This window comes from Streptomyces sp. H39-S7 (genome assembly GCF_027158205.1).
Taxonomy (GTDB): Bacteria; Actinomycetota; Actinomycetes; order Streptomycetales; family Streptomycetaceae; genus Actinacidiphila.
In genome coordinates this window covers 50,972-73,317 of record NZ_JAPVLU010000021.1, presented here as the reverse complement: position 1 = coordinate 73,317, position 22,346 = coordinate 50,972, and the positions used below count along the sequence as shown (strand labels likewise).

Genomic DNA, 22,346 nt, shown 5'->3' with positions numbered 1-22,346 from the left:
GTCATAGCAGCGCGCATCATGGTTCGAACGGTAGCAGAGGAGCGGCGGACGTCTCCGGCTTATTCGCGTCCCGTCACTTCGCCGCGTCGAGAGCGGCTCGCCACGCGGGGCTGTCGACGTAGTGGTTGTCGTACTGCTCGGAGGAGTCCTTGATCTCCTGGGGGCTCGCCTCGCCGCGCATCACCCGGCCGAGCAGCCGCAGGTAGTCGAAGCGCGGCATCCCGGGGGTGAACACGAACAGCACATCGGCCTCGGCGCTGGGGGCCGCCGCGAAGGCGTGCGGGGTGTGCGGCGGCACGAGCAGCAGGTCGCCCGCGTTCAGGATCTTCACCTCGTCGTTGACGAGCACCTGCAAGGAACCGCCGATGACGAAGAAGAGTTCCGAGGCCCGCGTGTGGAAGTGAGCCGGCGCGCCCACCGCCCCCTGCGCGAACTGCGAGCGGTAACTCGTCACCGAACTGCCGCCGGTACCGCAGTCGGCGAGGAGGGTCATGACGCTGCTCGGGTCACTGGTGGTCTCAGCGGTGGCGGCGCGCGTCAGAACCGGCGTGAGTGCGGTGGCGTTCATGGTGGTTCTCCCTGCTCCGCAGCGATGACCGCGGACTTCTCGGTGGCTTGATGAAGACAACTCTAGGTCTCCAATAGACCCGGTGCAGGGTTCATTTCAGCGACAGAATCATGGGTCAATCCGGCCCACCCGAACCCGTCACGAAGCGCCCGACGCCCGCCCGCGGAGCGCGACGCCATACAAGATGCGCCGGCACCCGCCGGGCCGGAACTGCGGGAAGTGAGGGCGCCCCGGTGCGGCCGTCACCTCCGCTTCGGGCCGGGCGATGAGTTTCGGGGCCTGGCGGTGTCTGACGTTGGGGTGGCGTGGTGTGCGCGTTGCCGGACTGTGTGAGGACTGACGATGACGACCTATGTGCTGATTCCCGGCGCCGGATGCGACCCCTGGTACTGGCATCTGGTGGTGCCGCTGCTACGTGAGCGGGGGCACGACGTGGTGGCGGCCGACCTGCCGTGCGAGGACGAGTCGGCGGGTCTGGCGGCGTACACCGAGGCGGTCCTGGACGCGATCGGCGACCGTACCGACCTGGTGGTGGTGGCGCACTCGCTGGGTGGGTTCACCGCGCCGCTGGTCTGCGAACGGGTGCCGGTGGACCTGATGGTGCTGGTGGCGGCCATGGTTCCCGCCCCGGGGGAGTCGCCGGGGGAATGGTGGGACAACACCGGTCTGTCCGGTGCCAGGCGGGAGGCGGAGGCGGCCGCGGGCCGTGACCCGGATGCCCCGTTCGATCCGGACGTCGCGTTCCTCCACGACGTTCCCAAGGAGCTGGCCGCCGAGTTGATGGCGGAGCACTCGCGCAACCAGGCGGATGCGCCCTTCCTCAAGCCCTGGCCGCTGCGGAGCTGGCCGCAGGTGCCGACCCGGTTCCTGCTGTGCCGGCACGACCGGTTCCTCCCGGCAGCGTTCCAGCGCCGTGTCGTCCGGGAACGGCTGGGCTTCACCCCGGACGAGATGGACAGCGGACACCTCCCGTCCCTCTCCCGTCCGCAGGATCTGGTCGACCGACTGGAGGCGTACCGGCTCGGCCTCGGTGCGGGACTCACGGCAGGGTCTTAGCCAGCCAGTGGTCGACGTGCGGGTCGTCGTTGAACGCCGGCACGTCCTTGTAGCCGAGCCGGGAGTACATCCGGCGCGCCTCGACGAGGTCGTCCCGGGTGTCGAGCCGCATGCGCGTCACTCCGAGATCGCGGGCGCGCGTTTCCAGCTCTCGCAGGAGGAGTGCTCCGATGCCCTGTCCGCGGGCGGTCGGCGCGGTGTAGACGCGGCGGATCTCGGCGGTGGCGGGTGGCAGCAGGAGCAGCCCCGCGCAGGCGACGGCGACGTCGTCCTGGCGGGCCACCAGGAACAGGCCGTGCGGCGGGGCGAGATCGGCGCTGGGGGCGTTCCGCAGCACGGTGTCGATCTCGCTGCCGGTCGCCGGGCGGCCGTACGCCCGGCTGAGGATGTCGTCGAAATAGGCCCTCATCAGGTCGCGTGCCTCGGCGGACCGGGGAGAGACGGGGACGAGGGCGACGGGCTTCCGCGAGGAGATCATGGGGTCACCCTCTCCATCACGATTCCGCTGCGTCACTGCCGTCGGCACGGTCGCGCAGGAGGCCGGTGACCAGGGCCAGCGGCGGCCAGTTCAGGCGGCCGTGCCGGGCGACGGCGTAGGAGCGCAACACGACGCCGGGGGAGGTGAGGGGGAGAATGCGGATGCCGGAGCTGGGCGTGGCGGCAATGGGCAGCAGGCCCACGCCCAAACCCGCGGTGATCATGTCCTGCACGAGGTCGAGGCTGTCGGCCTGATGGGTGACGCGGGGGCTGAAGCCGGCCATGGAGGCGAGGGTACGGATGACGTGCTCGTCCGCGGTGTTCCGGGAGTTGACGATCCAGTCGGCCGTGCGGAACCGGGTGAACACCTCCTGCGCCGTCCCGGTCGGAGTACCGGGGAGCGCGGGCACACCCAGTCCCCAGTCCGCCGTCCACAGTGGTGTCGCCCGCAGCGACGGGTCGATGGTCGCCGGAGCGAGGTTGTAGTCGTAGGTCAGCGCCAGGTCCGCGCCGTCGCCGGCCAGCAGTGCGAGGGCCTCGGCCGGCTCGTGCTCGCGGATCAGCAGGTGCACCCGGGGGTGGCTCGTCGCGAGTTCGGTGATGACCGGCAGCAGGGAGCCGCGGATGGCGGTGGCGAAACCGGCGACCCTTATCGTGCCGTTGGGTTCCGCCTCCGGGCCCAGGTCCAGGCGGGCCTCTTCGACCGCGGCCAGGATGGTCACGGCGTGCTCGGCCAGCCGGCGCCCCGCGGGCGTCAGCCGCACCCTGCGTCCGTCGGGCTCCAGCAGGACGCTGCCCGTCTCCCGGGACAGGGCCGCGATCTGCTGCGACACCGTCGAGGTCGTGGTGCCCAGGACGTCGGCGACAGCACGCATCGAGCCCAGCCGGGACAGTTCCGCCAGCAGTTCCAGCCTCCGCGTCTCCATCCCGCCATTGTTCAGCATTCATGAACGGACTGTCCATGATCGGAACGTGGACATCAACGATGGATGCGCCGTCTACTGGAGCCATGACCTTTGCCGACACCGCGGCTCCCGCGCTCCCCGCACCACCTTCCAGCCTCGGCCGGCCGCCCGGCGGAGCCCGGAACGGCGCGCTCATGGCCGTCGCGTCGATGCTCTGCGTCCAGCTCGGCCTGGGCGTGTCGGTCCCGCTGCTCGACCGGCTCGGCCCCGTGGGCACCGTGTGGCTGCGGCTCGTCTGGGCCGCACTCCTCCTCCTGGTGCTGGTCAGGCCGCGCCGGTCGGACTTCATGCGCAAGGACCTGGTGGCGTGTGCCGTCCTGGGCGTGGCGACAGCCGGTCTGATGGTGCTCTTCATGTGCGCGGTCACCCGCATCCCGCTGGGTACCGCCAGTGCGCTGGAGTTCCTGGGGCCGCTGGGTCTGGCCCTGTACGGCGCGGCGGGCGGCCGCAGGCTGTGGGCCCTGCTGGCCGGGGCCGGCGTGGTGCTGCTCACCGAACCCTGGCACGGGGGCACCGACCTCGTCGGGGTCGGGTTCGCGCTGGCCGCCGCGCTGTGCTGGGCGGTGTACATCGCGTTCACGCAGAAGGTGGGCGACCAGGTCACCGGCCTGAAGGGCCTCGCCCTCTCCATGCCGGTCGCCGCGATCGTCACCACGTTCTTCGCCGCACCGACCGAAGTGGGCCACGTGACCTGGCCCCTGGTGCTCATCGGGCTGGCACTGGCCCTGCTGCATCCGGTGCTCCCGTTCAGCCTGGAGTTCCTCGCCCTGCGCAGACTCACCACCACGGCCTTCGGCACCTTGATGAGCCTTGAGCCGGCCATCGCTGTAGCCGTAGGGCTCGTCATCCTCGGCCAGGTCCCCGGCCCGGCGTCCGCGTTCGGTGTCGCGTTCGTGGTGGTCGCGGGTGTCGGCGCTACGCGCGCCGGGGCGCGTAGCGACCTTGCGAAGGGCGAGAACCGCGAGAACGCCGGGGATGCCGTCATCATGTGAAGGCGCGTATGGCCGTGCGCAACGTTGTGCAAGACGCTGAGACATGTAGCCGAGACGGAAGGCCATTCTGCCGCTCATTCGATCTCCCTAGGGTTGAGGACATCAAGCCGCCGACAAGGACGGCAACAGAACACAACCCCAGGAGAGTCACCGTGCGCGCAGTGATCCAGAAGTCCTTCGGCGGTCCCGAGGTCCTCGAGGTCGCCGAAGTCGAGCGGCCGAAGCCGCTGTCCGGCGAAGTCCTCGTCAAGGTCCGCGCCAGCGCGGTCAACCCGGTGGACGTGGCCGTCAGGGCGGGTGCTTTCCCGCTTCTCGGCGAGCCGCCGTTCGGGGTGGGCTGGGACATCTCCGGGGTGGTGGAGGAAGCCGGCCCCGGCGCCAGGTTCGAGGTGGGCGACGAGGTGTACGGGATGCCGTTCTTCCCCCGCGCGGCCACCGGGTACGCCGAGTACGTGGCCGTGCCGTCCCGCCAGGTGGCCCGCAAGCCCGCCTCGATCGACCATGTGCACGCCGCCGCCATCCCGCTCGCGGCGCTCACCGCCTGGCAGGGTCTGGTGCAGGCAGCCGACGTCAAGGAAGGCGACCGGGTGCTGATCCACCGGGCGGCCGGCGGCGTCGGCCACTTCGCGGTGCAGATCGCCAAGGCGCGCGGCGCCCATGTCATCGCCATCGCCAGTGCCGCCCGGCACGACTTCGTCCGCGGCCTCGGCGCCGACGAGGTCATCGACTACCGCACCACCGACTTCACCGAGGCGGTCAAGGACGTCGACGCGGTCTTCGACTCCACGGCCCAGGGTGATCTGTCGCTCGGCGTGCTGCGTCCCGGCGGCGTACTCATCAGCATCCTGGAACACGGTGACCCGGAGCTCGCCGCGCGGGTGCGGGCGGCCGGGCGGCGCTTCGCCGGCATATCGGTCGAGCCCGACTACGCCGCCCTCGAGGCGATCGCCGAGCTGGTCGACGCGGGACGGATCCGCCCATACGTCGAGGAGGTGTTCCCGCTGGAGGAGGCTGGAAAGGCCCACCAGCTGGTCGGCTCGGGGCACGTACAGGGCAAGATTGTCCTGACGGTCTGACCACACGGGCCGCACCAGGAAGGGCGAGTCCGGATGGACATCCTCACCGAGGCGCTGGCTTCGATGCGCACCGGGCAGCCGGCGTCCGTGCGGACCAACGGCCGCGCCCCCTGGGGCCTGCGGCTGCCGCCGGTCGCCGGCGCCGGGTTCCATGTGGTGCTGTACGGGACCTGCTGGCTGGTGCCGCTCGACGGGGAGGCGCCGCACCTGAAGCCGATCCCGCTGAGCCCGGGCGACGTGGTCTTCCTGCGGGACGGACGCGGCCACATCCTCGCCGACCAACCGACGACACCGGGGGAGGAGTCCCGAGCGGAGCAGTTCCGGGCCGGTTCGCCGATCGGTTCGGTCACGATCGGCGGCGAGGGCCCCGAGACCAGCCTGCTGTGCGGCAACTACCACCTGGACCAGGGTCGCCCGCACCCCCTGGTGCGGCAGCTGCCCGAGGTGATCCACCTGGCGACGCGGCACGGCCGCCATCCGGAGCTGACCGCCGCCGTGCAACTGCTCGGCTCCGAGTTGGAGAACCCACGCATCGGCTCGGACGGCATCGTGCCCGCCCTGATCGACTCGCTGCTCCTGTACATCCTGCGGGCGTGGCTCGACGATCAACCGCCGGCGGCGGCGCGGGGCTGGGCCGCGGCGCTCGGCGACTCGGCGGTGGCGCCGGCCCTGGAGGCGATCCACGCCGACCCCGCCGCCCAGTGGACGGTCGAGTCGCTGGCCGAGCAGGCCGGGCTGTCGCGTGCCGCCTTCGCCCGGCGGTTCGCCGCGCTGGTGGGCGAACCGCCTATGGCGTACCTGACCCGCTGGCGCATGACGGCGGCGGCCCGCCTGCTGCGCGAGTCCGACGCTCCCCTGACGACGGTCGCCGCCCGTACCGGCTACGGTTCGGAGTTCGCCTTCGCCAAGGCCTTCAAGCGCGAGTTCGGCGTGGCGCCGGGTGGCTACCGCCGTCAGGCCAAGGCGGCCTGACGGGGGGTGTTCGGTCCGGTGCGGCGGCCGGCAGGACCTTCCGCGGGTCAGTCGGTGACGGAGAGGACGATCTTGCCCGTGGCGCGGCGGCCGTCGCCGAGCTCGTGGGCCTTGGCGGCGTGTTCGAGGGGGAGCACCGTGTCGATCTCGGGGCGCAGCAGGCCCGCTTCGACGAGGGCGGCGATCTCCCGCAGGCCCGCCTGGTCGGCTTCGACGACCATGAAGGCCGCGCGCAGCCCGAGTGGACGGGCCAGGTCGGCGAGGTAGGTCTCGGCCGGGGAGGCGAGGGCGACCAGGATGCCGCCCGCGCGCAGGGTGCGCAGCGAACGGGGCCCGTACTCCCCGCCGATCGTGTCGATGACCACGTCGACCGGCTCGACGGCGGTCTCGAAGTCGGCCTGGGTGTAGTCGATCAGTTCGTCGGCGCCGAGGCCGCGCAGGAAGGCGTGTTTCGCCGAGCGGGCGGTGCCGATGACGTGCGCGCCGCGGGCCTTGGCGATCTGGACGGCGAGGTGGCCGACACCGCCCGCCGCCGCGTGGATCAGTACGCGTTGGCCGGCACGCACGTCCGCGACGTCCACCAGCGCCTGCCAGGCGGTGAGCGCGGCCAGCGGCAGGGCGGCGGCCTGCGCGTGGGTCAGTCCGGCGGGCTTGCGGACCAGGTGCCGGGCCGGGGAGACGACGTACTCCGCGTAGGTGCCCGCCGGGAGCGGGTGGCGTGGCATCCCGAACACCTCGTCGCCGGGGGCGAGTGTGGTGACCCCGAGTCCGACCGTCTCGACGACCCCCGAGACGTCCCAGCCGAGCCGGATCGCGATACCCGCGAGGCCACCGGTGGCCCGGTGCCAGGAGTCGGTCGGGTTGACCCCGGCCGCGTGCACCCGCACCAGCACTTCGGCCGGTCCGGGCTCGGGCCGCTCCACCTCGACGACCTTCAGTACCTCGGGCCCGCCGAAGCCGTCCTGGCCGATCGCGCGCATCGTCATTCCCCCTGTTCCGCCGGGCCCCTGCAGCCCGTTGGGATCAAGGTTTCCGTATCGCGCACGGGAGAACGAGTGGCAAGATGGCCAGCATCTGAAAGAATCTTGCCATGCACCGAGTCGTGGTCCTGGCCCTGGAAGGCGTCTATCCCTTCGAACTGAGCATTCCTGCGCGGATCTTCGGCACCGCCGTGGGGCGTGACGGCGAGGCGCTGTACGAGGTGGTCACGTGCAGCCTGGACGGGCGACCTGTCACCACCAGCGCCGACTTCGCCGTCACGGTGGCCCACGGGAGCGAGGCGCTGCGGAGCGCCGACACGCTGGTCATCCCGCCCTTCGCCTGCGGCCCCGACGAGGAACGGGACTGGCTGCCCGACGCGTTGGCCGGAGCGCTCGCCCTTCTGCCGTCCGCCGTGCGCATCGTCTCGATCTGTACCGCCTCCTATGTGCTGGCCGCGGCAGGTCTGCTCGACGGCCGTCCCGCGACGACCCACTGGAGCGAGGCGGAGCACTTCCAGCGGACGTTCCCGCTGATCCAGGTCGACGCGAACGTGCTGTTCGTCGACGACGGGCAGGTGCTCACGGCGGCCGGTGTCGCCGCCGGGATCGACCTCTGCCTGCATCTGGTGCGCCGCGACCACGGCAGCGAAGTCGCCAACCAGGTGGCCCGGCTGTGCGTGGTGCCTCCCTGGCGGGAGGGCGGTCAGGCCCAGTACATCGAGCGCCCGATCCCGGAGCCCTCGGCCGCCACCACCGCGGCGACCCGTGACTGGGCCCTGGGCCAGCTGCACCGCCCCGTCCCCCTGGCCGAGTTGGCGGCGCACGCCCGCATGAGCGTCCGGACGTTCTGCCGGCGCTTCCGCGACGAGGTGGGCATGCCGCCGGGCCAGTGGCTCCTCCAACAGCGCGTCGGCCACGCCCGACGGCTGCTGGAGACCACCGACCTGCCGGTCGACCAGGTCGCCGCCCACGCGGGTTTCGGCACCGCGGTCTCGCTCCGCCAGCACCTCGCCACCACGATCGGCGTCTCACCGACGGCGTATCGCCGGGCCTTCCGCGCCGGCTGAGGAACGTCGGGCCACGGCGGGTACGGCGGGTCCGCGAGAGCTCAGGGGCGCAGCAGGGCGCAGGCGAAGTCCTCCTGGATGTCGCGGACCTGGGCGAGCAGCGCGGGTTTCATGCTCTTGCTGATCTGAGTGGTGACGGAAAAGGTCAGGGATCGTTTGCCGTCCGGTGTCGCGGCGGCCAGCTGGGTGTAGCCGGCGGTGTTTCCGGTGTGGCCGTAGAGCACTCCGCAGCGGGTGGTGTAGCGGAAGATCGCCAGACCCGCCGCGTTGACGCCCGGGCCGGCGGGTTCCGACGCTCCGCCGGGGACGAAGGTCAGCTGCTGCTTGCGGGTCTGCGGCGACACGAGGCTGCCGCCGGCGTAGCCGCGGATGAACGCGGTGAGGTCGTTCGGTGTCGCCACGACGGCGCCGGAGGCCCACACGCCGGAGGAGCCGAAGAGCTCGGTGACGTCCTCGGGCGGGGCGGGCGGGTCGGCCGCGTAGCCGTGCAGGTAGGGCCGGGGGAGCCGGAAACCCTGCGGGAGGCTGGTCTGCCGCAGGTTCAGCGGCTGGTAGACCAGCTCCTTCAGGAGGTCCTCGTAGCGCCGGCCCGTCGCCGCCTCGGCCATCAGCGCGACGGCGATGTTGTCGGAGTTGGAGTACTGGTACCGCGTGCCCGCGGGGAAGACCAGCGGCTTGTCGGCGACGAAGTCGAGCAGCTTCCGCGAGTCGAAGACGTGGTGCGGGTCCTCGGTCAGGATCCGCCGGAACTCGGCGGAGCCGGTGAAGTCGGGAAGTCCGCTGGTGTGGTTCAGCAACTGGCGGAGTGTCACCTTGCACCAGGCGGCGGGTAGTGCGGGAAGCCGCTCGCCGATCGTGGTGTCGAGCTTGAGCCGCCCCCGGTCCACCAGTCGCAGGGCGACGGCCCCGCTGTACGCCTTGGAGACGCTGGCGAGCCGCATGTGGTCGGTCGCGTGCAGGGGGCCGCCGGTCTCGACGTCGGCGACACCGGCCCGGTACACCTCGGTCCGGTTGCCGCGCTTGAGCACGGCGATCACTCCGGGCGGCCCGCCCGCGGTGTCGACCAGCTGCTGGAGGCCGCGCCGCAGCGCCTGGTCCGGGTCGGGACGGGCCTGGTCCCCGGCGTGCGCGGGCTGGACGAGCCCGCCGGCTGCCGCGGCGGCGATCACCACGGCGAACGGCATCAGGCGTCGGGTGTGGCGGCGTCCGGACGATCGTGACAGCACGTGCGTACCTCCCGGGGAGCGTGGCGCGGGTCGAACCTCGCAGTCACGTGCCCAGCTTCGGATGACGCGTCCGGCCGCGCCCTTCACGGTGCTCCATCCGGCCGAGGAACGTGCCTCGGCCGGGTGCACGCGCCGGCGGCACCTGTGTGCCGGGCCGGCTCCGGGCCCGGAGCGAGGTCACGGCTCAGCGCTCACTCGGGGCTCAGGGCTCACGGCTTCGTGGCGCGGCGCGCACGGAACGCGGCAGCCTTGGAGCGGTTCTGGCATGCCGTCGAGCAGAACTGGCGGGCGGCGTTGCGTGAGGTGTCGACATAGACCCGATCGCACCGGGCCGCCTGGCAGATGCCGAGGCGGCCGGCGAGGTCACCGCCGATCACCATGGCCAGGCCGGTCGCACAACCCGCGCTCCACCCCACCGCCAGCGAGTCGTCCGCGCCGTGGAAGTGGACCTGCCAGGGCTCGCCCTCGACCCGGTCCAGCTGCGGGCGGGCGCCGTTCGAGCGGAGCAGCTCGTTCAGGACCGTGACCGCGTCGTCCATGCGGTCGCCGGCCACCGCCTCGAAGACCTCCCGCAGTCTCCGCGCCGTCTCGGCCAGGTGGGCGGCCGCCGCCGGTTCGATCGTGCCGGAGCGCGCGCCGGGGGAGGGCAGTGCGGTATGGACGGCGGCGGGGAGGTCGGCGCCCGCCGGTGCGGTGAACGGTTTGCCGCGCGCGTCGCCGTCGGTCAGCGCGTTGACGAGCGCAACGCACGCGTCGAGCAGTGCCGCCATGTGACTGTCGAATAGCACTTGACCAGTTACCTCTTCCGGTTTAACGTCCGTCACTGACGATAGTCGATTCACCAGTGATAGGAAGTGGGATCGGGCATGGGACCCAAGGCGCGCGGCGGCCGACTGCCCCGCACCGTCTGGCTGCTGCTCGCAGCCCGGGCGATCAACCGGCTCGGGGCCTTCTCCCTGTCCTTCCTCGCCGTCCTGATCAGCACCGATTTCGGGGCGAGCGTCGCCACCGCCGGGCTGGTCTCGGCCGCCTTCGGGCTCGCGACAATCCCGTCGCGCCTGGCGGGAGGCCGCCTGGCGGACCACCTCGGGCGGCGCCGCACCATCGTCCTCGGCCTGACCGGCTGCGCCGTCGCCCAGCTCGGGATCGCGGCGGCACAGTCCCTGACGGCGGTCGCGATCTTCGCCGTGCTGCTCGGACTCGTCTTCGAACTGTACGAACCGCCGAGCCAGGCGATGATCGCCGACTGCGTGGGACCCGCCGACCGGGTCCGCGCCTACAGCCTGCTGAACGCCGCCCTCGCCGTCGGCGGCATGGGCGCCGGACTGATCGCGACGGGCCTGGGGCGGTGGGACCTGCGCTGGCTGTTCGTCGCCGACGCCCTGAGCTGCCTGGCCTGCGCGGTCATCATCCGGCTCGTGCTGCCCGGCGACCGCCCGCTTCGACGTGATCCCACGGTCCTCCGCGCCTCCGAACGTTCCGTCGGCATCAAGCCGTGGCGTGATCGCACCCTGCTGCTCCTGCTCGGTTGCGGCACCGTCTCCGCCCTGGTCTATCTGCAGGTGATGATGGCGCTTCCGCTGTCCCTGGCGCGCCGCGGGATGCGACCGGCGGACGCGGGCGTGCTCTTCACGGTCTCGGCCCTGACGATCGTCGTCGCCCAGCCCCTGCTGCGTCTGCGGCGCCTGGCGGAGCTGTCGGCGCCCGCGGCGCTCGCGCTCGGCCACGTCGTGCTCGCGGCCGGCCTGGCCGGCTACGCGGCGGCGCACACCCTGACGGGCTCGCTGGTCGCGACCGTCGTCTGGAGCCTGGGCGATCTGGTGATACTCGGACGGTCCTACGCACTCGTCGCGGACCTGGCGCCGCCCGGCGGCACCGGCCGCTACCTGGCCGTGTACGGGATCAGTTGGGGCTTCGCCGGCGTCGCCGCGCCGATCGCCGGCACCCAGATCCTCGAACACGCGGGCCCGGCGTTCCTGTGGTCGGGACTGGCAGCCACCTCCCTCGCGCTGGCCGCGGGGCAGATCCTGGTCGCCCGGGTGCTCGCCGCCCGGGAATCCGCGCCGGCGGAGGGGATCTCGACGACCCGTCCGGCACTCCGTGACGGAACCCGGGCGCAATGACGCGCCGGGGATCGGCCGCGGGGGGAAGAACCGACGGTCTCCCGGCGCTGCAGTGGATATGACGAATGGACACCGCATCACCATCGAAGAGGGCACGACCGCGGTACGGGTCGTGCGCGACGGACAGCTCCTGGCGGAGAGCAGCCGGCCGCTGGAGCTGCGCGAGACGGGCTGTCCGGTGCGCTACTACCTGCCGCCGGAGGATGTGCGCACGGAGCTGCTCGTCGCTTCGGACACCACCACGCACTGCCCGTTCAAGGGGGACGCCTCGTACTGGTCGGTGCCCGGCGCGGCCGACCTGGTCTGGGCGTACCACGAGCCGAAGGACGACGTGGCCGCGATCAAGGACCACTTCTGCTTCTACGACACCGAGGTCGTCACGGCGGCCTGACCTTCGCGTGACGCGCCGAACCCCGGCTCGCGGCCGCCCCCCTGGGCGGGGGAACCGGAGTCGGGGTTCGGTTGGGCCGGCCGGGGGACCGGCCCGCGTCAGTTGACGACGGGGATGTTCGTCAGGCCCTTTCCGCCGCTCGACGTGTTGGACGAGGCGACGGTGTTCTTGAGGGCACAGCCGCTGTTGTCGGTCACGTTGATGCCGTAGCCGGGAGCGGAGCCGAGGGTGAACTTGTTGCCGGTGAAGGTGTTTCCGCAGCCGTAGGGGTCATAGACGTTGTGGACCTGGAACCCGTCGGTGTACGGGTGGGTGACGGTGTTGCCGTCGATGACGTACTTGTCGCCCTTGACGTCGATGGTGGAGTCGCCGGAGTTCTGGTTCTTCTCCCCGGTGCCGTCGAGGGTGTTGCCGCGGACGAGACCGCCCTTGGTGCCTTCCTTGATATCGATGCCCTCCGCGGCGACGTTGGGGCCGATGGTGTTGTTGAGGACTTGGACGTAATCGGAGGCGTCCACGCCGGTGGGGCCGGCGTACTGGTCCCAATTGCTGTTCGCGGAGCCGATGTAGACGCCCTCGCCGTAGTTCGGGTGTGTGGTGCCGGTGTCGTGGACCGAGGAGTTCTTGATGACTCCGTGGTCGCTGCCGGAGCGGAAGTGCACGCCCTCGTATCCGATGTCACGGACGGTCGCGCCGTCGATGGTGACATACGGCGAGGCGTCCATGACGATGCCCTTGTTGCTGCCGGCCACGGTGATGCCCTTGATGTTCCAGCGGGGCGCGGTACTGAGCCACAGGCCGTAACCGTTGCCGCCGCCGGAGGTCAGCACGGCCCCGCTGGCGCCGGTCAGAGTGATCGGGGAGGACGAGGTGCCGTCGGCGGTGGCTTTGAACTGGCCCTTGTACGTGCCGTTGGCGAGCTTGATGGTGTCGCCCGGCCTGGCATCGGCCAGCGCCGCGGTGAGCTGTGCGGCGGAGGAGACGTTGACGGTCCGGGTGGCGACGGCGGCCGAGGCGGAACCTGGCAGCGTGGCCGCGAAAGCGGCGCCTCCGGCTGCCGCGGCGACCAGTGAGGCGGCCACCAGGCGTCGGCGGGTGCGCCGCCGGTGACTGCCGAACGCGCGGGCGGTCGTGGTCCGGGAGGCTGCGGTGCGGGGTTCGGGCATCAGGGCGTCTCCGGAGGAGTGGGGGGAGCGGGGATGGTGGTCATGGGGGACCCCAGAGCTAGTAGTTAGGAAAGTTTCCTAACGTCATGGGGTCCAGACTGTTCGCTGTGGCGAAACCGCGTCAAGGCCCGGGAAGAAGATCGTTTGTCATCGGTGGGGTGGGGAGCTGCGGCGCCCCGCGGGTCTGACGGGCTGACGACCGGCGGTCACCCTCGCTGTCGGTGCGGGGGTCTACCGTGGGTTGTTCAAAGGATTCGGCGTGATCAGGAGGGGCCATGACCACACTCGAGAACCGACCCAATACCGCGCTGCTCGTCGTTGATGTGCAGGTCGGCGTCGTCGAGGGGGCCTATGAGCGCGACGCGGTCGTCGCGAACATCGGCAGCCTGGTCGAGCAGGCGCGGGGGCAGCGGGTCCCGGTCGTCTGGGTCCAGCACTCCGACGAGAACCTCGAGCGGGGGAGCGACGGCTGGCCGATCGTTCCCGAGCTGACTCCGGGCGAGGCCGAGCCGCTGGTCGAGAAGAACTACGGCGACTCTTTTGAGGACACCACTCTGGAGTCCGTGCTGTCGGACCTGGAGGTCGGTCGGCTCGTCGTCGTCGGTGCGCAGACCGATGCGTGCATCCGCTCCACGCTCCACGGCGCGCTGGTGCGAGGGTACGACGCGTTGCTGGTCAGCGATGCCCACACGACGGAGGACCAGTCGGAGTGGGGTGCTCCGACGCCGGAGAAGGTCGTCGCGCACACCAACCTGTACTGGACGTACCAGACGGCGCCGGGGCGGACGGCCGGGACAGCGACGACCAAGGACGTCGACTTCGGCGGCGCGTCGTGACGGTGGGTCACCCGTAGGACAGTGCGGCTTTTCCGGCCAGGTCCCCGGTCCGCCCCGGGCTCGAGCCCGGGGCGGACCGGCAAGGCCGGCGTCCTCAGTCGCCGGCGGGCATCAGCTTGGTGACTTTGCCCTGGGGGTTGGCTTCGAGGTAGCCGCCGTCGTAGGCGTCGGCGAGGTAGACGGCGATGGCCGCCGGGGTGTTGAAGGTCTTGTTGGGTTGGCGGATCACGAGGTAGCGCGTCGTGGGTTTCGGGACTTTCAGGTCCTTCTCCGCCCGGCTGATCAAGGCGGGAAGGGCGTCCCAGTTGTAGGCGTCCAGGCTGACGGGCATGTCGCCGCCCGGCAGCGTTCCGCTGCTCGAGCCGCGGGTGACGCCCTGGCCGACGCGGTAGTCGTAGCTGTCGTAGCGGGTGGCGCTGCCCTTGACCATGCCGTAGGCGGAGATGTACTCCGGGTACACCACGAAGCGGCCGACCTTGTCGGTCCCCATCTGCGCCTTCATCTCCTTGACCGCCGCACGGATACCGGCGGGCGTCAGCAGGTTGCCCTTCGCCGGGTCGTTCTGCGGCTGCGGTGTGGAGCGTGTGGTCGCCGGCGTCGGGCTCGACGAGTGGGACGCGGAGGGGGTCGCACCGGGCTGTTGGGAAGCGAGGTCGTCTCCGGGGTGCTCCGGGAGCAGCGTCCACACCAGCACGCCCGTCAGCACGGTTCCGCAGACCGCCGAGCCGATCGCCACCCACCGGGTGCCGGGTCTGCGCCGCTGGTTGCCCGCGGTCGACCGCGTCGGGCCCGGCTCCGGCAGGGGGTACTGCGAGGGGTAGGGCGCAGGACCGCCACCGTGGGGAGCGGCGTCCTGGGGCGTGGGCGGCCCGAATCCGTGTGAGCCTGACCCAGCGGCCTGCGCGGCCGGTGGCCGCAGTTGGAAGGACGTGGCTACGGGCGCGGTCCCCGGGCCGGGCACAGGTCCGACCCCGGCCACAGGTCCGGTTCCGGGCGCGGTCCCCGCACCGGGCCACGTTCCGGTCGGCGGCTGCTGGGACGCGAACGCCAGCATGCGGTCCATGGTCCCGGCATCGGGCCGGGCGGCCGGATCCTTGACGAGAACGGCGTTGAGGAACTCCGTCAGCGGTCCTGCCTGGCGCGGCGGCGGAAGCTGCTCACTGAGGACGGCGGCCAGGGTGGCCAGGGTGGCTCCCCTGCGCAGCGGGTGATGGCCCTCCACTGCCACGTACAGCATCATCGCCAAGGACCACAGGTCCGAACCGGGATCGCCGCCGTCCCCGGTGATCCGCTCGGGCGCCATGAAGTCGGGAGTGCCGATCATCGACCCTGTGGCGGTCAGGACCGTCGACTCGCGGATCGCGGCGATGCCGAAGTCGGTGAGCACCGGTCGCCCGTCGGGGCGCAGCAGGACGTTGGGGGGCTTCACATCCCGGTGCTGGATTCCCACGGCGTGCGCGGCCCGCAGCGCCGCCAGCAGTTCGCGGCCCAACAGGGCCGCCTGCGCCGGGTTCATCGGCCCGCGCTCCAGCCGGTCCTGCAACGATCCGCCGGTCACCAGCTCCATCACGAGCCAGGGGTAGGTGCCCTCGCCGCCGTCCACGATGTGGTGGATGGTGACCACGTTGGGATGCTCGACGCGGGCCAGCGCCCGGGCCTCCCGTAGGACGCGGGCGCGCAACAGGCTTGCCGCGGACGGATCGTACTCGGCCAGACCCGGATCCGTCGGTCGTACTTCTTTGAGTGCCACCGCCCGGTCGAGCACGATGTCCCGTGCCCGCCAGACCAACCCCATGCCGCCGACTCCGAGTCGCGCCTCCAGCTCGAAGCGCCCGTCGATGACCCGTCTGGCGGGTTCCCCGTTACTCATGTCCCGGAGCCTATGAGACGGACGGGAAGATCACATACCGCGGCTGTCAGGGTGCGGCCGGACGCGAGTAATCAGTCGGGAGTGGACACCGTGGGCAACGAGGAACAGGCACTCCTTGCCACTTTCAACTTATAACTCACTGGGGGGCTTGCGGCAAGGCCCCGGTGGTGGGGCACAATCGCGGTCCTACACCAGAACCTGCGGAAATGGGAGATTTACTCAGTGCGTTTGCCTTTGCCGTGTATGGGCTGTGCGGCGACCCCGGACCGGAGCTGATGCCATGAACCCCCTGAGCACCAGCGCGTTCGACCTCTCCGACCGTCTCCTTCCCAAGGCCGCCCCGGCGCTGATCGCCGACGACGAGCAGCACTTCGCCGCCATCGCGGAGAGCCTGGATCAGGCGATCGCCGAACTGTCCGACCGTCTCGACGCCGAACTCAAGGCGCCCGGCGGCATCGGCCGGCAGGCCATGGACCGGGATCTGGAGATCCACCGGCTGAGCAGCCGCCTGCGCGCGTTGCGACGCTTCGGTCTCGACCTGTGCCTGGGACACATCGTCGGGGTCGACAGCCCCGAGCCCGTGTACATCGGACGACTCGGCCTCACCGACAGCACAGGGCGTCGACTGCTGATCGACTGGCGTTCGCCCGCGGCCGAGCCGTTCTTCGCGGCGACCCACGGCAACCCGATGGGTCTGGCCAGCCGCCGGAGGTACCGCTGGACCCGCGGCCGGATCAGCGACTACTGGGACGAGGTGTTCACCGCGGACGGACTCGAAGGGCGCGCCGCGCTCGACGACCAGTCCGCCTTCATCGCCAGCCTGGGCAGCAACCGCTCGGCGCGGATGCGGGACGTGCTCGCCACCATCCAGTCCGACCAGGACGCCATCATCCGGGCGGGCTCCCGCGGCACTCTCGTCGTCGACGGTGGTCCGGGCACGGGCAAGACCGTCGTCGCCCTGCACCGCTCCGCCTACCTCCTCTACTCCGACCCGCGCCTGGGGCACCGTCGGGGCGGTGTGCTGTTCGTCGGTCCGCACCAGCCCTACCTGGCCTACGTCGCCGATGTCCTGCCCAGTCTCGGCGAGGAGGGTGTGCAGACCTGCACTCTGCGCGACCTCGTCGCGGAGGGAGCCCGAGCGGTGGTCGAGGGCGACCCGGACGTGGCCCTTCTGAAGGCGTCGGCGGCCCTGGTGAGGGCGATCGAGCCGGCGGTCGGCCTCTACGAGGAGCCGCCCACCGAAGGCATGTCGGTCGAGACCCACTGGTCCAGCATCTGGCTGAGCCCCCGCGATTGGGCGGTGGCGTTCGAAGCGGTGGAGCCGGGCACCCCGCACAACGAGGCCCACGACCAGATCATGGAGGAACTGCTCACGATCCTGATCGACAAGGACGCGAGCGAAGCCTCGCCCGAGTTGCTGCGCAGGTCGCTGCTGCAGGACCGGGAACTGCTCAAGGCCCTGCACCGGGCGTGGCCCCTGGTCGAAGCGGACGACCTCGTCGCAGATCTCTGGTCCGTGCCCGCCTACCTGCGCAAATGCGCGCCCTGGCTCGAGCCGGACGACGTCCGGAAGCTGCGGCGCGCGGACACGCAGGCCTGGACGGTGTCCGATCTGCCGCTCCTGGACGCGGCACGCCAGCGGCTCGGCGACCCGAAGGCGTCCGCCCGCATGCGGCAGAACGAGGCCGAAGTCGCCGCCGAACGCGCGCACAGGACCGACGCCATCGACAGCTTCCTGCAGAACGTCCAGATCGGCGAGGACGAAGGCGCGCTGGGGATGCTGCACGGACAGGACCTGCGGGACACCCTGATCGATGAGAGCGCACTGGCCGTCGCCGAGCCCGACCTGCTCGCGGGCCCGTTCGCGCACATCGTCGTCGACGAGGCACAGGAACTGACCGACGCCGAGTGGCAGATGCTGCTGCTGCGCTGCCCGTCGCGCAGCTTCACCATCGTCGGGGACCGCGCCCAGGCCAGGCACGGGTTCACGGAGTCGTGGCAGGAACGGCTCGAGCGCGTCGGGCTCGACCGGGTCACCGTCTCGTCGCTGAGCGTCAACTACCGGACGCCGGAGGAGGTCATGGCGGAGGCCGAGCCGGTCATCCGCGCCGAACTGCCGGATGCCAACGTGCCGACCTCCGTCCGCAGCAGTGACCTTCCCGTCGTCCACGGATCGGCCGCGGAACGGGACTCGATCCTCGAGACCTGGCTCGGCGCGCATGCCGAAGGCATCGCGTGCGTCATCGGCGATCCCGCGTTCCGGGCGACGCCCCGCGTCCGGTCGCTGACTCCGGAGCTGTCGAAGGGGCTCGAGTTCGACCTGGTCGTCCTCGTCGATCCGGAGTCGTTCGGCACGGGTATCGAAGGAGCGGTCGACCGCTATGTCGCCATGACCCGAGCCACGCAGCAACTCGTCATCCTCACGAGCTCCTGATGTCTGCCGGGCCCCCGTGCCCGCCGCCCGGTCGACAGCGGGCGGCGGGCACGGGGTCAGCGGGCCTTGCTCGGTCTGCGTTCGCCGGCGCGGGCCGAGCACTCCGGCCGGCTCGTGTCAGGCCGGCAGCGTGGCGGGCTGCCGGAGCGCGGGAATGCGGATCGGGGTGATGAACGCGCCGCGTTCGGGTCCCGAGCCGACGACGGAGAAGCAGGCCCGGTCGCCGTAGGCGAGGTTGCCGTTCAGCTGGTCGGCGTGGAGCAGCGCCAGTGTGGACGGCGACACGGTGTTGCCCAGTTGCCGAACGTTGCTGGGCGCCTTCTCCGCGCTCAGGCCGGTCTCCTGGATGAACTCGTCGACCAGGCGGGGGTTGGCCTGATGGGTGTAGACCCGGCTGACGTGATCCAGGTAGCCCGGGCGCGCGGTCTCCAGGGCCTGGTGGTTGAGTGTCATCCCGCCGCTGTAATAGCGAGTGATCTCGGGCGGGTTCATGCCGAAGCAGGCCAGTTCCGCCGAGCCGGGAGTTCCGGCGGGGCTGTCGGTGCCGCCGCCCAGGAAGTGGATCAGCGGGTCGTCGATCGCGGCCTCGTCGCCGAAGGACTGGCTGTCCCGGGAGTACAGCACCAGACCGTCGATGGCCTCGTCGCGTTCCAGGACCATGGCCGACGCCGCATCCGAGAAGAGCGCGGGCGCCGACCACATGTTCCTTCCGTACGGGTGGACGGTGTTGTCCCGGTAGGCCGGGAGGAGCGTGCCATCGGCGCAGGTGCTGGTCCGGCTGGGCACGCTGTAGGCGATCACCAGGGCGCGTTCGGCGCTCAGCCGGCTCACGAGAGAGGCTGCGCGGGCCAGGCCGGCGCAGCCCGCGCCCAGTTGCAGGGGCGGCACGTGGTCCGCGATGCCCAGCAGGCGCATCAGGGTGAAGGCGTCCTGGTCGAGCAGGATCTGGTACGGGTTGCAGGTGACCACGACGACGGCGTCGATGTCGCGCGGTTCGAGGCACGCGCTGGAGAGGGCGGCCCGGGCGGTCTCGGCGACCGTCTCGGGGGTGGCGAACTGATCCGGTCCCCAGCTCTTGCTCTCGACGCCGAGCAGGCGGGTGATGAAGGAGCCTTCCAGGGCCTCGCCGGGGTTGCGGCGGTCGGGGACCTGCGCGACTTTGGCCCAGGCGTCCATGGTGACCACCGGTCCCAGCGTGGTGTGGGCGCCGGTGAGGGCGTACGGGAACGGGGCGGGAGCTGCGTGCATCAGGGCGGTGCTTTCCACGAGGGGCACAGGAAGCCGGCGCGCGTGCGAGCGACCGTGCCGGGACGACTCGGACGGTGTGGCGGTTCTGGCGGTCTGACGGTTCTGGCGGGCGGCCTGAGCATTCGGCCGCTGCGGTTCGGGGCCGCTGGCTCAGGAGACGGACACCGCGGGGGTCTGCCGGAAACGGTGGAACCACCGGGTCCGTTCGCCGGCGGCGAGGAGCGGGGCGAAGAGTTCGCGCTCCTGGTCGAGCCCTTGGGCGAGCGGGCCCTCCTGGGACGCGTCGATCGCCTGCTTGGCGGCAGCCAGTGCCCCGGCGGGATGTGCGGTGTAGCGCAGCGCCCACTCGGTGACGGCGGTGCGGAGGTCGGCGGTGGGAACGACCAGGTCGACCAGTCCGATGCGGGCGGCCTCGTCGGCGTCGACCTGCCGGCCCGAGAACACGATGTCCTTGGCGCGCGAGGTCCCGATCAGGCGCGGCAGCCGCTGAGTGCCCCCGGCCCCGGGGATGAGGCCGAGTGGCGTCTCGGGCAGACCGAACCGGGCGGTGGGCGAGCAGATACGGAAGTCGGCGGCGAGGGCGAGTTCGCACCCGCCGCCCAGCGCCAGGCCCTGCACGGCCGCGATCACCGGAAGCGGCAGCGCGGCGACCTCGCGCGTCAGACGGCTGATCCGGGCGGCGTACTCCGTCACCGCGTCGCCGGTCAGCGAGGTCATCTCCTTGAGGTCCCCGCCGGCGGAGAAGTTCCCGTGTGCGCCGGTGAACACCACGGCGCGGATCCCGTGGTGCCCCTCCAACGTCCGGAGGGCTTGTTCGGCGGCGCGTTGCAGGGCGCTGTCGAAGAGGTTCAGACGCGGCCGGTCCAGGTGCAGCCACGCCACCTTCCGGTCGATCTCCATGCGCACCGTCACATCAGCCCCCCGTTGACCTCGAGGACGTGTCCGTTGACGTACGACGCTGCCGGGCTGACCAGGAACACGGCTGCGTCCACCGCCTCCTGCGCCGTGCCCGCACGGCCTGCGAGCATCCTCGGCCAGTACAGGGCGCGCAGCCGTTCGTCCGCGCCGACGATCTCGCCCATGCCCGTGTTCAGGATGCCGGGGGACAGGGAGTTGACCCGGATACCACGGGGGGCGAACTCCACCGCGCAGCAGCGGGTGAACGCTTCGATCGCGGCCTTGGACGCCGCATACGCGCTCGCGCCGGGCACCGCGCGCGAGGCCATCGCGGACGAGACCGTGAGCATGCTGCCGCCGGACCGCTCCAGGTGGGGCAGCGCCGCCCGCACGGTGTGGAAGACACCGTCCACGTTGGTGTTCATCACCTCGCGCCAGTCCTGCGGGCTGAGGCGTGAGACACCGCCGTTGCGGGTGATGCCCGCGTTGGCCACCACGATGTCGATGCCCCCGAAACGCTCGGCGGTCTCCGACATCAGCCGCTGCAACGAGTCGGGGTCACGTACGTCGGCGGAGAGGAAGGCGGCACGGTCCTCGTGGTCGGCCAGCAGATCCATGACGTCGCCAGCGCCTCGTGCTGCGCACATGACCCGGGCTCCGGCCGCGAGGAAACCTTTCGCCAGGTGTCGTCCCAGTCCTGCGGAACCGCCGGTGACGACGGCGGTCAATCCCTGCAGGACCTGCGGAACCGGCGCCGGGTCGGTCGTCCGCTCCATCGTCCGACCCGGCGGGGCCGTCTGGTGGGCAATCGAGGTCACGTTCATGCTCCTGTATGCGAATGGCGAGATTTCTCTCCTGCATCCGGAACATAGCCCGACCAAGATCCCTATCCGTGGCTTGAATTGGTCCATCGCCAATGATCAAGGGACATTCGCTGAAACAGCGCCACTCGATTTGGTGACCCCGATTGTCACGCCAGGTTGACGCTCGGCGTGGTAGTCCCGGGCACCTGTCCGACGTCGCTCTTCCGCCAGAGGAACACTTCGGTGCCGGGCTGCCGTGCGGAGAACCGGCCGGCCGGCGAGCTGTCCGTCAGCAGCCTGCGCAGATCTGCCTCGAAGTCGACGCGGCGTGCGCCGAACAGATGCGGAGCCGAGGACGACAGGGAGAACGCCCACGCGACGACGTCGTCGACGGTGCGTTCCAGAGGGTGGCCGCCGGGGACGACATGACGCTGGGGGCCGGCGAAACCCGCCCGGGTGAGCACCACCGCCTCACCGCCGGGCGTTCCCTGCGGCAGTACTCCCCGGCCGGCTCGTCGGACCGGTCCCAGGTACTGCCTGACCAGGGCGTCCATCGCGTCATAGGGCACTGCCGGATGGGGCAGGCCATCGACGGACCGGTCCTCCGTCTTCACGTCCGAGATGTGCACCAGCACCCCGCCGGGGAGCAGCATGTCCTTGATGGTGGCCGCCACCAGATCCTGATCCATCCAGTGGAAGGACTGGCCGAAGGTCGCGACGGTGAACGTTCCGAGCCCTGCGGGCAGGTCCTCGGCCCGAGCCCGCACCCAGCGCGCTTTCGGGGCCGCTCCCGTCCGCGCGGCGCCGCGCTCGGCCTCGGCGATCATTCCGCCGTCAGGATCCACGCCGACGATCTCGGCGAACAGGTGCGCCAGTCCCAGGGCGACGGTGCCCGGTCCGCACCCCACGTCGAGCAGGCGCCCCCGCCCGTCGAGCCCTGCGGCCTCGGCAAGCAGGTCCGCGAGGCCGGGGGCGTAGGGCAGCCGTCCGCGGTGGTAGTAGGCGGCGGTGCCCGCGAACAACGTGTCGTCCCACTGCCAGTCGGCGGCCATGGCCGATCACCACCCTTCACAGCGCTGCGTGCCCACCCGGCGGCCCGATGATTCCACGGCGTGGCCGGCGGCCGGAGGCGGTCACCGCACGGACTCCCGTCGTGGGCCCCCCCGGGTGGGGGGTCACGCCCGGCGGGGGAGTTTGTC

Annotated in this window: 21 protein-coding genes; 9 read left to right on the top strand and 12 right to left on the bottom strand. The window is 71.2% G+C overall.

Going from position 1 to position 22,346, the window contains the following annotated elements; translation table 11 throughout:
* Nucleotides 1-73: 73 nt before the first annotated feature.
* Nucleotides 74-568 carry a cupin domain-containing protein gene (locus O3X23_RS21395; protein ID WP_269273071.1) on the bottom strand — a complete coding sequence of 165 codons (495 nt, stop codon included), beginning with the start codon at nucleotides 566-568 and terminating at the stop codon, nucleotides 74-76.
* 342 nt (nucleotides 569-910) lie between these two features.
* On the opposite strand from O3X23_RS21395, the gene O3X23_RS21390 reads away from it, so the two are divergent.
* Entirely contained in the window at nucleotides 911-1,624 is a 714-nt protein-coding gene (locus O3X23_RS21390) for an alpha/beta hydrolase (RefSeq protein WP_269273070.1), read from the top strand.
* On the opposite strand, the gene O3X23_RS21385 is transcribed toward O3X23_RS21390, so the two are convergent.
* Complete coding sequence (locus O3X23_RS21385; protein ID WP_269273069.1) at nucleotides 1,608-2,102, bottom strand: GNAT family N-acetyltransferase; 495 nt, start codon at nucleotides 2,100-2,102, stop codon at nucleotides 1,608-1,610. The two genes, O3X23_RS21390 and O3X23_RS21385, sit on opposite strands and share 17 nt — an antisense overlap.
* A 16-nt stretch (nucleotides 2,103-2,118) precedes the next feature.
* Nucleotides 2,119-3,027, bottom strand: coding sequence for a LysR family transcriptional regulator (locus O3X23_RS21380; RefSeq protein WP_269273068.1), 909 nt, complete (start codon nucleotides 3,025-3,027; stop codon nucleotides 2,119-2,121).
* A gap of 83 nt (nucleotides 3,028-3,110) precedes the next feature.
* Between O3X23_RS21380 and O3X23_RS21375 the strand changes: the two genes are divergently transcribed.
* The 3 genes from O3X23_RS21375 (at nucleotide 3,111) to O3X23_RS21365 (ending at nucleotide 6,106) form a co-directional block, all read left to right on the top strand.
* On the top strand, nucleotides 3,111-4,058 hold the full coding sequence (locus tag O3X23_RS21375) for an EamA family transporter (protein WP_269273067.1): 948 nt from the start codon (nucleotides 3,111-3,113) through the stop codon (nucleotides 4,056-4,058).
* 152 nt (nucleotides 4,059-4,210) lie between these two features.
* Nucleotides 4,211-5,134, top strand: coding sequence for an NADP-dependent oxidoreductase (locus O3X23_RS21370; protein WP_269273066.1), 924 nt, complete (start codon nucleotides 4,211-4,213; stop codon nucleotides 5,132-5,134).
* A 33-nt stretch (nucleotides 5,135-5,167) separates the two neighbouring features.
* Nucleotides 5,168-6,106, top strand: a complete 939-nt coding sequence (locus O3X23_RS21365; protein WP_269273065.1) for an AraC family transcriptional regulator — start codon at nucleotides 5,168-5,170, stop codon at nucleotides 6,104-6,106.
* A 47-nt stretch (nucleotides 6,107-6,153) separates the two neighbouring features.
* Here the strand turns inward: O3X23_RS21365 and O3X23_RS21360 are convergent, their stop codons facing one another.
* A complete protein-coding gene (locus tag O3X23_RS21360; RefSeq protein ID WP_269273155.1) occupies nucleotides 6,154-7,086 on the bottom strand; it encodes an NADP-dependent oxidoreductase in 933 nt (310 codons plus the stop codon).
* Nucleotides 7,087-7,196: 110 nt separating this feature from the next.
* On the opposite strand from O3X23_RS21360, the gene O3X23_RS21355 reads away from it, so the two are divergent.
* The gene (locus O3X23_RS21355) at nucleotides 7,197-8,153 is read left to right on the top strand and encodes a GlxA family transcriptional regulator (RefSeq protein WP_269273064.1); all 957 of its coding nucleotides are present in this window, start codon (nucleotides 7,197-7,199) and stop codon (nucleotides 8,151-8,153) included.
* 41 nt (nucleotides 8,154-8,194) lie between these two features.
* On the opposite strand, the gene O3X23_RS21350 is transcribed toward O3X23_RS21355, so the two are convergent.
* Together O3X23_RS21350 and O3X23_RS21345 are read right to left on the bottom strand one after the other, a co-directional pair.
* On the bottom strand, nucleotides 8,195-9,379 hold the full coding sequence (locus O3X23_RS21350) for a serine hydrolase domain-containing protein (protein WP_443047922.1): 1,185 nt from the start codon (nucleotides 9,377-9,379) through the stop codon (nucleotides 8,195-8,197).
* A gap of 209 nt (nucleotides 9,380-9,588) precedes the next feature.
* Entirely contained in the window at nucleotides 9,589-10,167 is a 579-nt protein-coding gene (locus tag O3X23_RS21345; RefSeq protein WP_269273063.1) for a CGNR zinc finger domain-containing protein, read from the bottom strand.
* Between the two features lie 78 nt (nucleotides 10,168-10,245).
* Here O3X23_RS21345 and O3X23_RS21340 point away from each other — a divergent pair, with 78 nt between their 5' ends.
* Both O3X23_RS21340 and O3X23_RS21335 read left to right on the top strand, forming a co-directional pair.
* Nucleotides 10,246-11,502: an MFS transporter gene (locus O3X23_RS21340; RefSeq protein WP_269273062.1), complete on the top strand. Its 1,257-nt coding sequence runs from the start codon at nucleotides 10,246-10,248 to the stop codon at nucleotides 11,500-11,502.
* Between the two features lie 52 nt (nucleotides 11,503-11,554).
* Nucleotides 11,555-11,893 (top strand): DUF427 domain-containing protein, encoded by a 339-nt coding sequence (locus O3X23_RS21335; RefSeq protein WP_269273061.1) that lies wholly within the window; start codon nucleotides 11,555-11,557, stop codon nucleotides 11,891-11,893.
* A gap of 98 nt (nucleotides 11,894-11,991) precedes the next feature.
* Here O3X23_RS21335 and O3X23_RS21330 read toward each other — a convergent pair whose 3' ends face one another.
* On the bottom strand, nucleotides 11,992-13,059 hold the full coding sequence (locus tag O3X23_RS21330) for a right-handed parallel beta-helix repeat-containing protein (RefSeq protein WP_269273060.1): 1,068 nt from the start codon (nucleotides 13,057-13,059) through the stop codon (nucleotides 11,992-11,994).
* 275 nt (nucleotides 13,060-13,334) lie between these two features.
* Here O3X23_RS21330 and O3X23_RS21325 point away from each other — a divergent pair, with 275 nt between their 5' ends.
* On the top strand, nucleotides 13,335-13,895 hold the full coding sequence (locus O3X23_RS21325; RefSeq protein ID WP_269273059.1) for an isochorismatase family protein: 561 nt from the start codon (nucleotides 13,335-13,337) through the stop codon (nucleotides 13,893-13,895).
* Nucleotides 13,896-13,989: 94 nt separating this feature from the next.
* Here the strand turns inward: O3X23_RS21325 and O3X23_RS21320 are convergent, their stop codons facing one another.
* Nucleotides 13,990-15,765: a serine/threonine-protein kinase gene (locus tag O3X23_RS21320; protein WP_269273058.1), complete on the bottom strand. Its 1,776-nt coding sequence runs from the start codon at nucleotides 15,763-15,765 to the stop codon at nucleotides 13,990-13,992.
* A 280-nt stretch (nucleotides 15,766-16,045) separates the two neighbouring features.
* Between O3X23_RS21320 and helR the strand changes: the two genes are divergently transcribed.
* A complete protein-coding gene (gene helR, locus O3X23_RS21315; RefSeq protein WP_269273057.1) occupies nucleotides 16,046-18,199 on the top strand; it encodes an RNA polymerase recycling motor ATPase HelR in 2,154 nt (717 codons plus the stop codon).
* Nucleotides 18,200-18,316: 117 nt separating this feature from the next.
* Here helR and O3X23_RS21310 read toward each other — a convergent pair whose 3' ends face one another.
* The 4 genes from O3X23_RS21310 to O3X23_RS21295 all read right to left on the bottom strand — a co-directional run bounded on the left by O3X23_RS21310 (nucleotide 18,317) and on the right by O3X23_RS21295 (nucleotide 22,199).
* Nucleotides 18,317-19,465: a 3-oxoacyl-[acyl-carrier-protein] synthase III C-terminal domain-containing protein gene (locus O3X23_RS21310; protein WP_269273056.1), complete on the bottom strand. Its 1,149-nt coding sequence runs from the start codon at nucleotides 19,463-19,465 to the stop codon at nucleotides 18,317-18,319.
* 132 nt (nucleotides 19,466-19,597) lie between these two features.
* Nucleotides 19,598-20,347, bottom strand: coding sequence for an enoyl-CoA hydratase/isomerase family protein (locus O3X23_RS21305; protein ID WP_269273055.1), 750 nt, complete (start codon nucleotides 20,345-20,347; stop codon nucleotides 19,598-19,600).
* Nucleotides 20,348-20,355: 8 nt separating this feature from the next.
* A complete protein-coding gene (locus O3X23_RS21300) occupies nucleotides 20,356-21,162 on the bottom strand; it encodes an SDR family NAD(P)-dependent oxidoreductase (protein WP_269273054.1) in 807 nt (268 codons plus the stop codon).
* A gap of 152 nt (nucleotides 21,163-21,314) precedes the next feature.
* The gene (locus tag O3X23_RS21295; protein ID WP_269273053.1) at nucleotides 21,315-22,199 is read right to left on the bottom strand and encodes a class I SAM-dependent methyltransferase; all 885 of its coding nucleotides are present in this window, start codon (nucleotides 22,197-22,199) and stop codon (nucleotides 21,315-21,317) included.
* Nucleotides 22,200-22,346 lie beyond the last annotated feature (147 nt).

What these genes read in the sequence shown, in the direction of transcription:
- O3X23_RS21375 (WP_269273067.1), top strand. Translation starts at nt 3,111, where the DNA reads ATGACCTTTGCCGACACCGCGGCTCCCGCGCTCCCCGCACCACCTTCC.
- O3X23_RS21360 (WP_269273155.1), bottom strand. Translation starts at nt 7,086, where the DNA reads ATGCGCGCGATCGGCCAGGACGGCTTCGGCGGGCCCGAGGTACTGAAG.
- O3X23_RS21340 (WP_269273062.1), top strand. Translation starts at nt 10,246, where the DNA reads ATGGGACCCAAGGCGCGCGGCGGCCGACTGCCCCGCACCGTCTGGCTG.
- O3X23_RS21355 (WP_269273064.1), top strand. Translation starts at nt 7,197, where the DNA reads ATGCACCGAGTCGTGGTCCTGGCCCTGGAAGGCGTCTATCCCTTCGAA.
- O3X23_RS21380 (WP_269273068.1), bottom strand. Translation starts at nt 3,027, where the DNA reads ATGGAGACGCGGAGGCTGGAACTGCTGGCGGAACTGTCCCGGCTGGGC.
- O3X23_RS21385 (WP_269273069.1), bottom strand. Translation starts at nt 2,102, where the DNA reads ATGATCTCCTCGCGGAAGCCCGTCGCCCTCGTCCCCGTCTCTCCCCGG.
- O3X23_RS21320 (WP_269273058.1), bottom strand. Translation starts at nt 15,765, where the DNA reads ATGAGTAACGGGGAACCCGCCAGACGGGTCATCGACGGGCGCTTCGAG.
- O3X23_RS21365 (WP_269273065.1), top strand. Translation starts at nt 5,168, where the DNA reads ATGGACATCCTCACCGAGGCGCTGGCTTCGATGCGCACCGGGCAGCCG.
- O3X23_RS21330 (WP_269273060.1), bottom strand. Translation starts at nt 13,059, where the DNA reads ATGCCCGAACCCCGCACCGCAGCCTCCCGGACCACGACCGCCCGCGCG.
- O3X23_RS21295 (WP_269273053.1), bottom strand. Translation starts at nt 22,199, where the DNA reads ATGGCCGCCGACTGGCAGTGGGACGACACGTTGTTCGCGGGCACCGCC.
- O3X23_RS21390 (WP_269273070.1), top strand. Translation starts at nt 911, where the DNA reads ATGACGACCTATGTGCTGATTCCCGGCGCCGGATGCGACCCCTGGTAC.
- O3X23_RS21325 (WP_269273059.1), top strand. Translation starts at nt 13,335, where the DNA reads ATGACCACACTCGAGAACCGACCCAATACCGCGCTGCTCGTCGTTGAT.
- O3X23_RS21305 (WP_269273055.1), bottom strand. Translation starts at nt 20,347, where the DNA reads ATGGAGATCGACCGGAAGGTGGCGTGGCTGCACCTGGACCGGCCGCGT.
- helR (WP_269273057.1), top strand. Translation starts at nt 16,046, where the DNA reads ATGAACCCCCTGAGCACCAGCGCGTTCGACCTCTCCGACCGTCTCCTT.
- O3X23_RS21395 (WP_269273071.1), bottom strand. Translation starts at nt 568, where the DNA reads ATGAACGCCACCGCACTCACGCCGGTTCTGACGCGCGCCGCCACCGCT.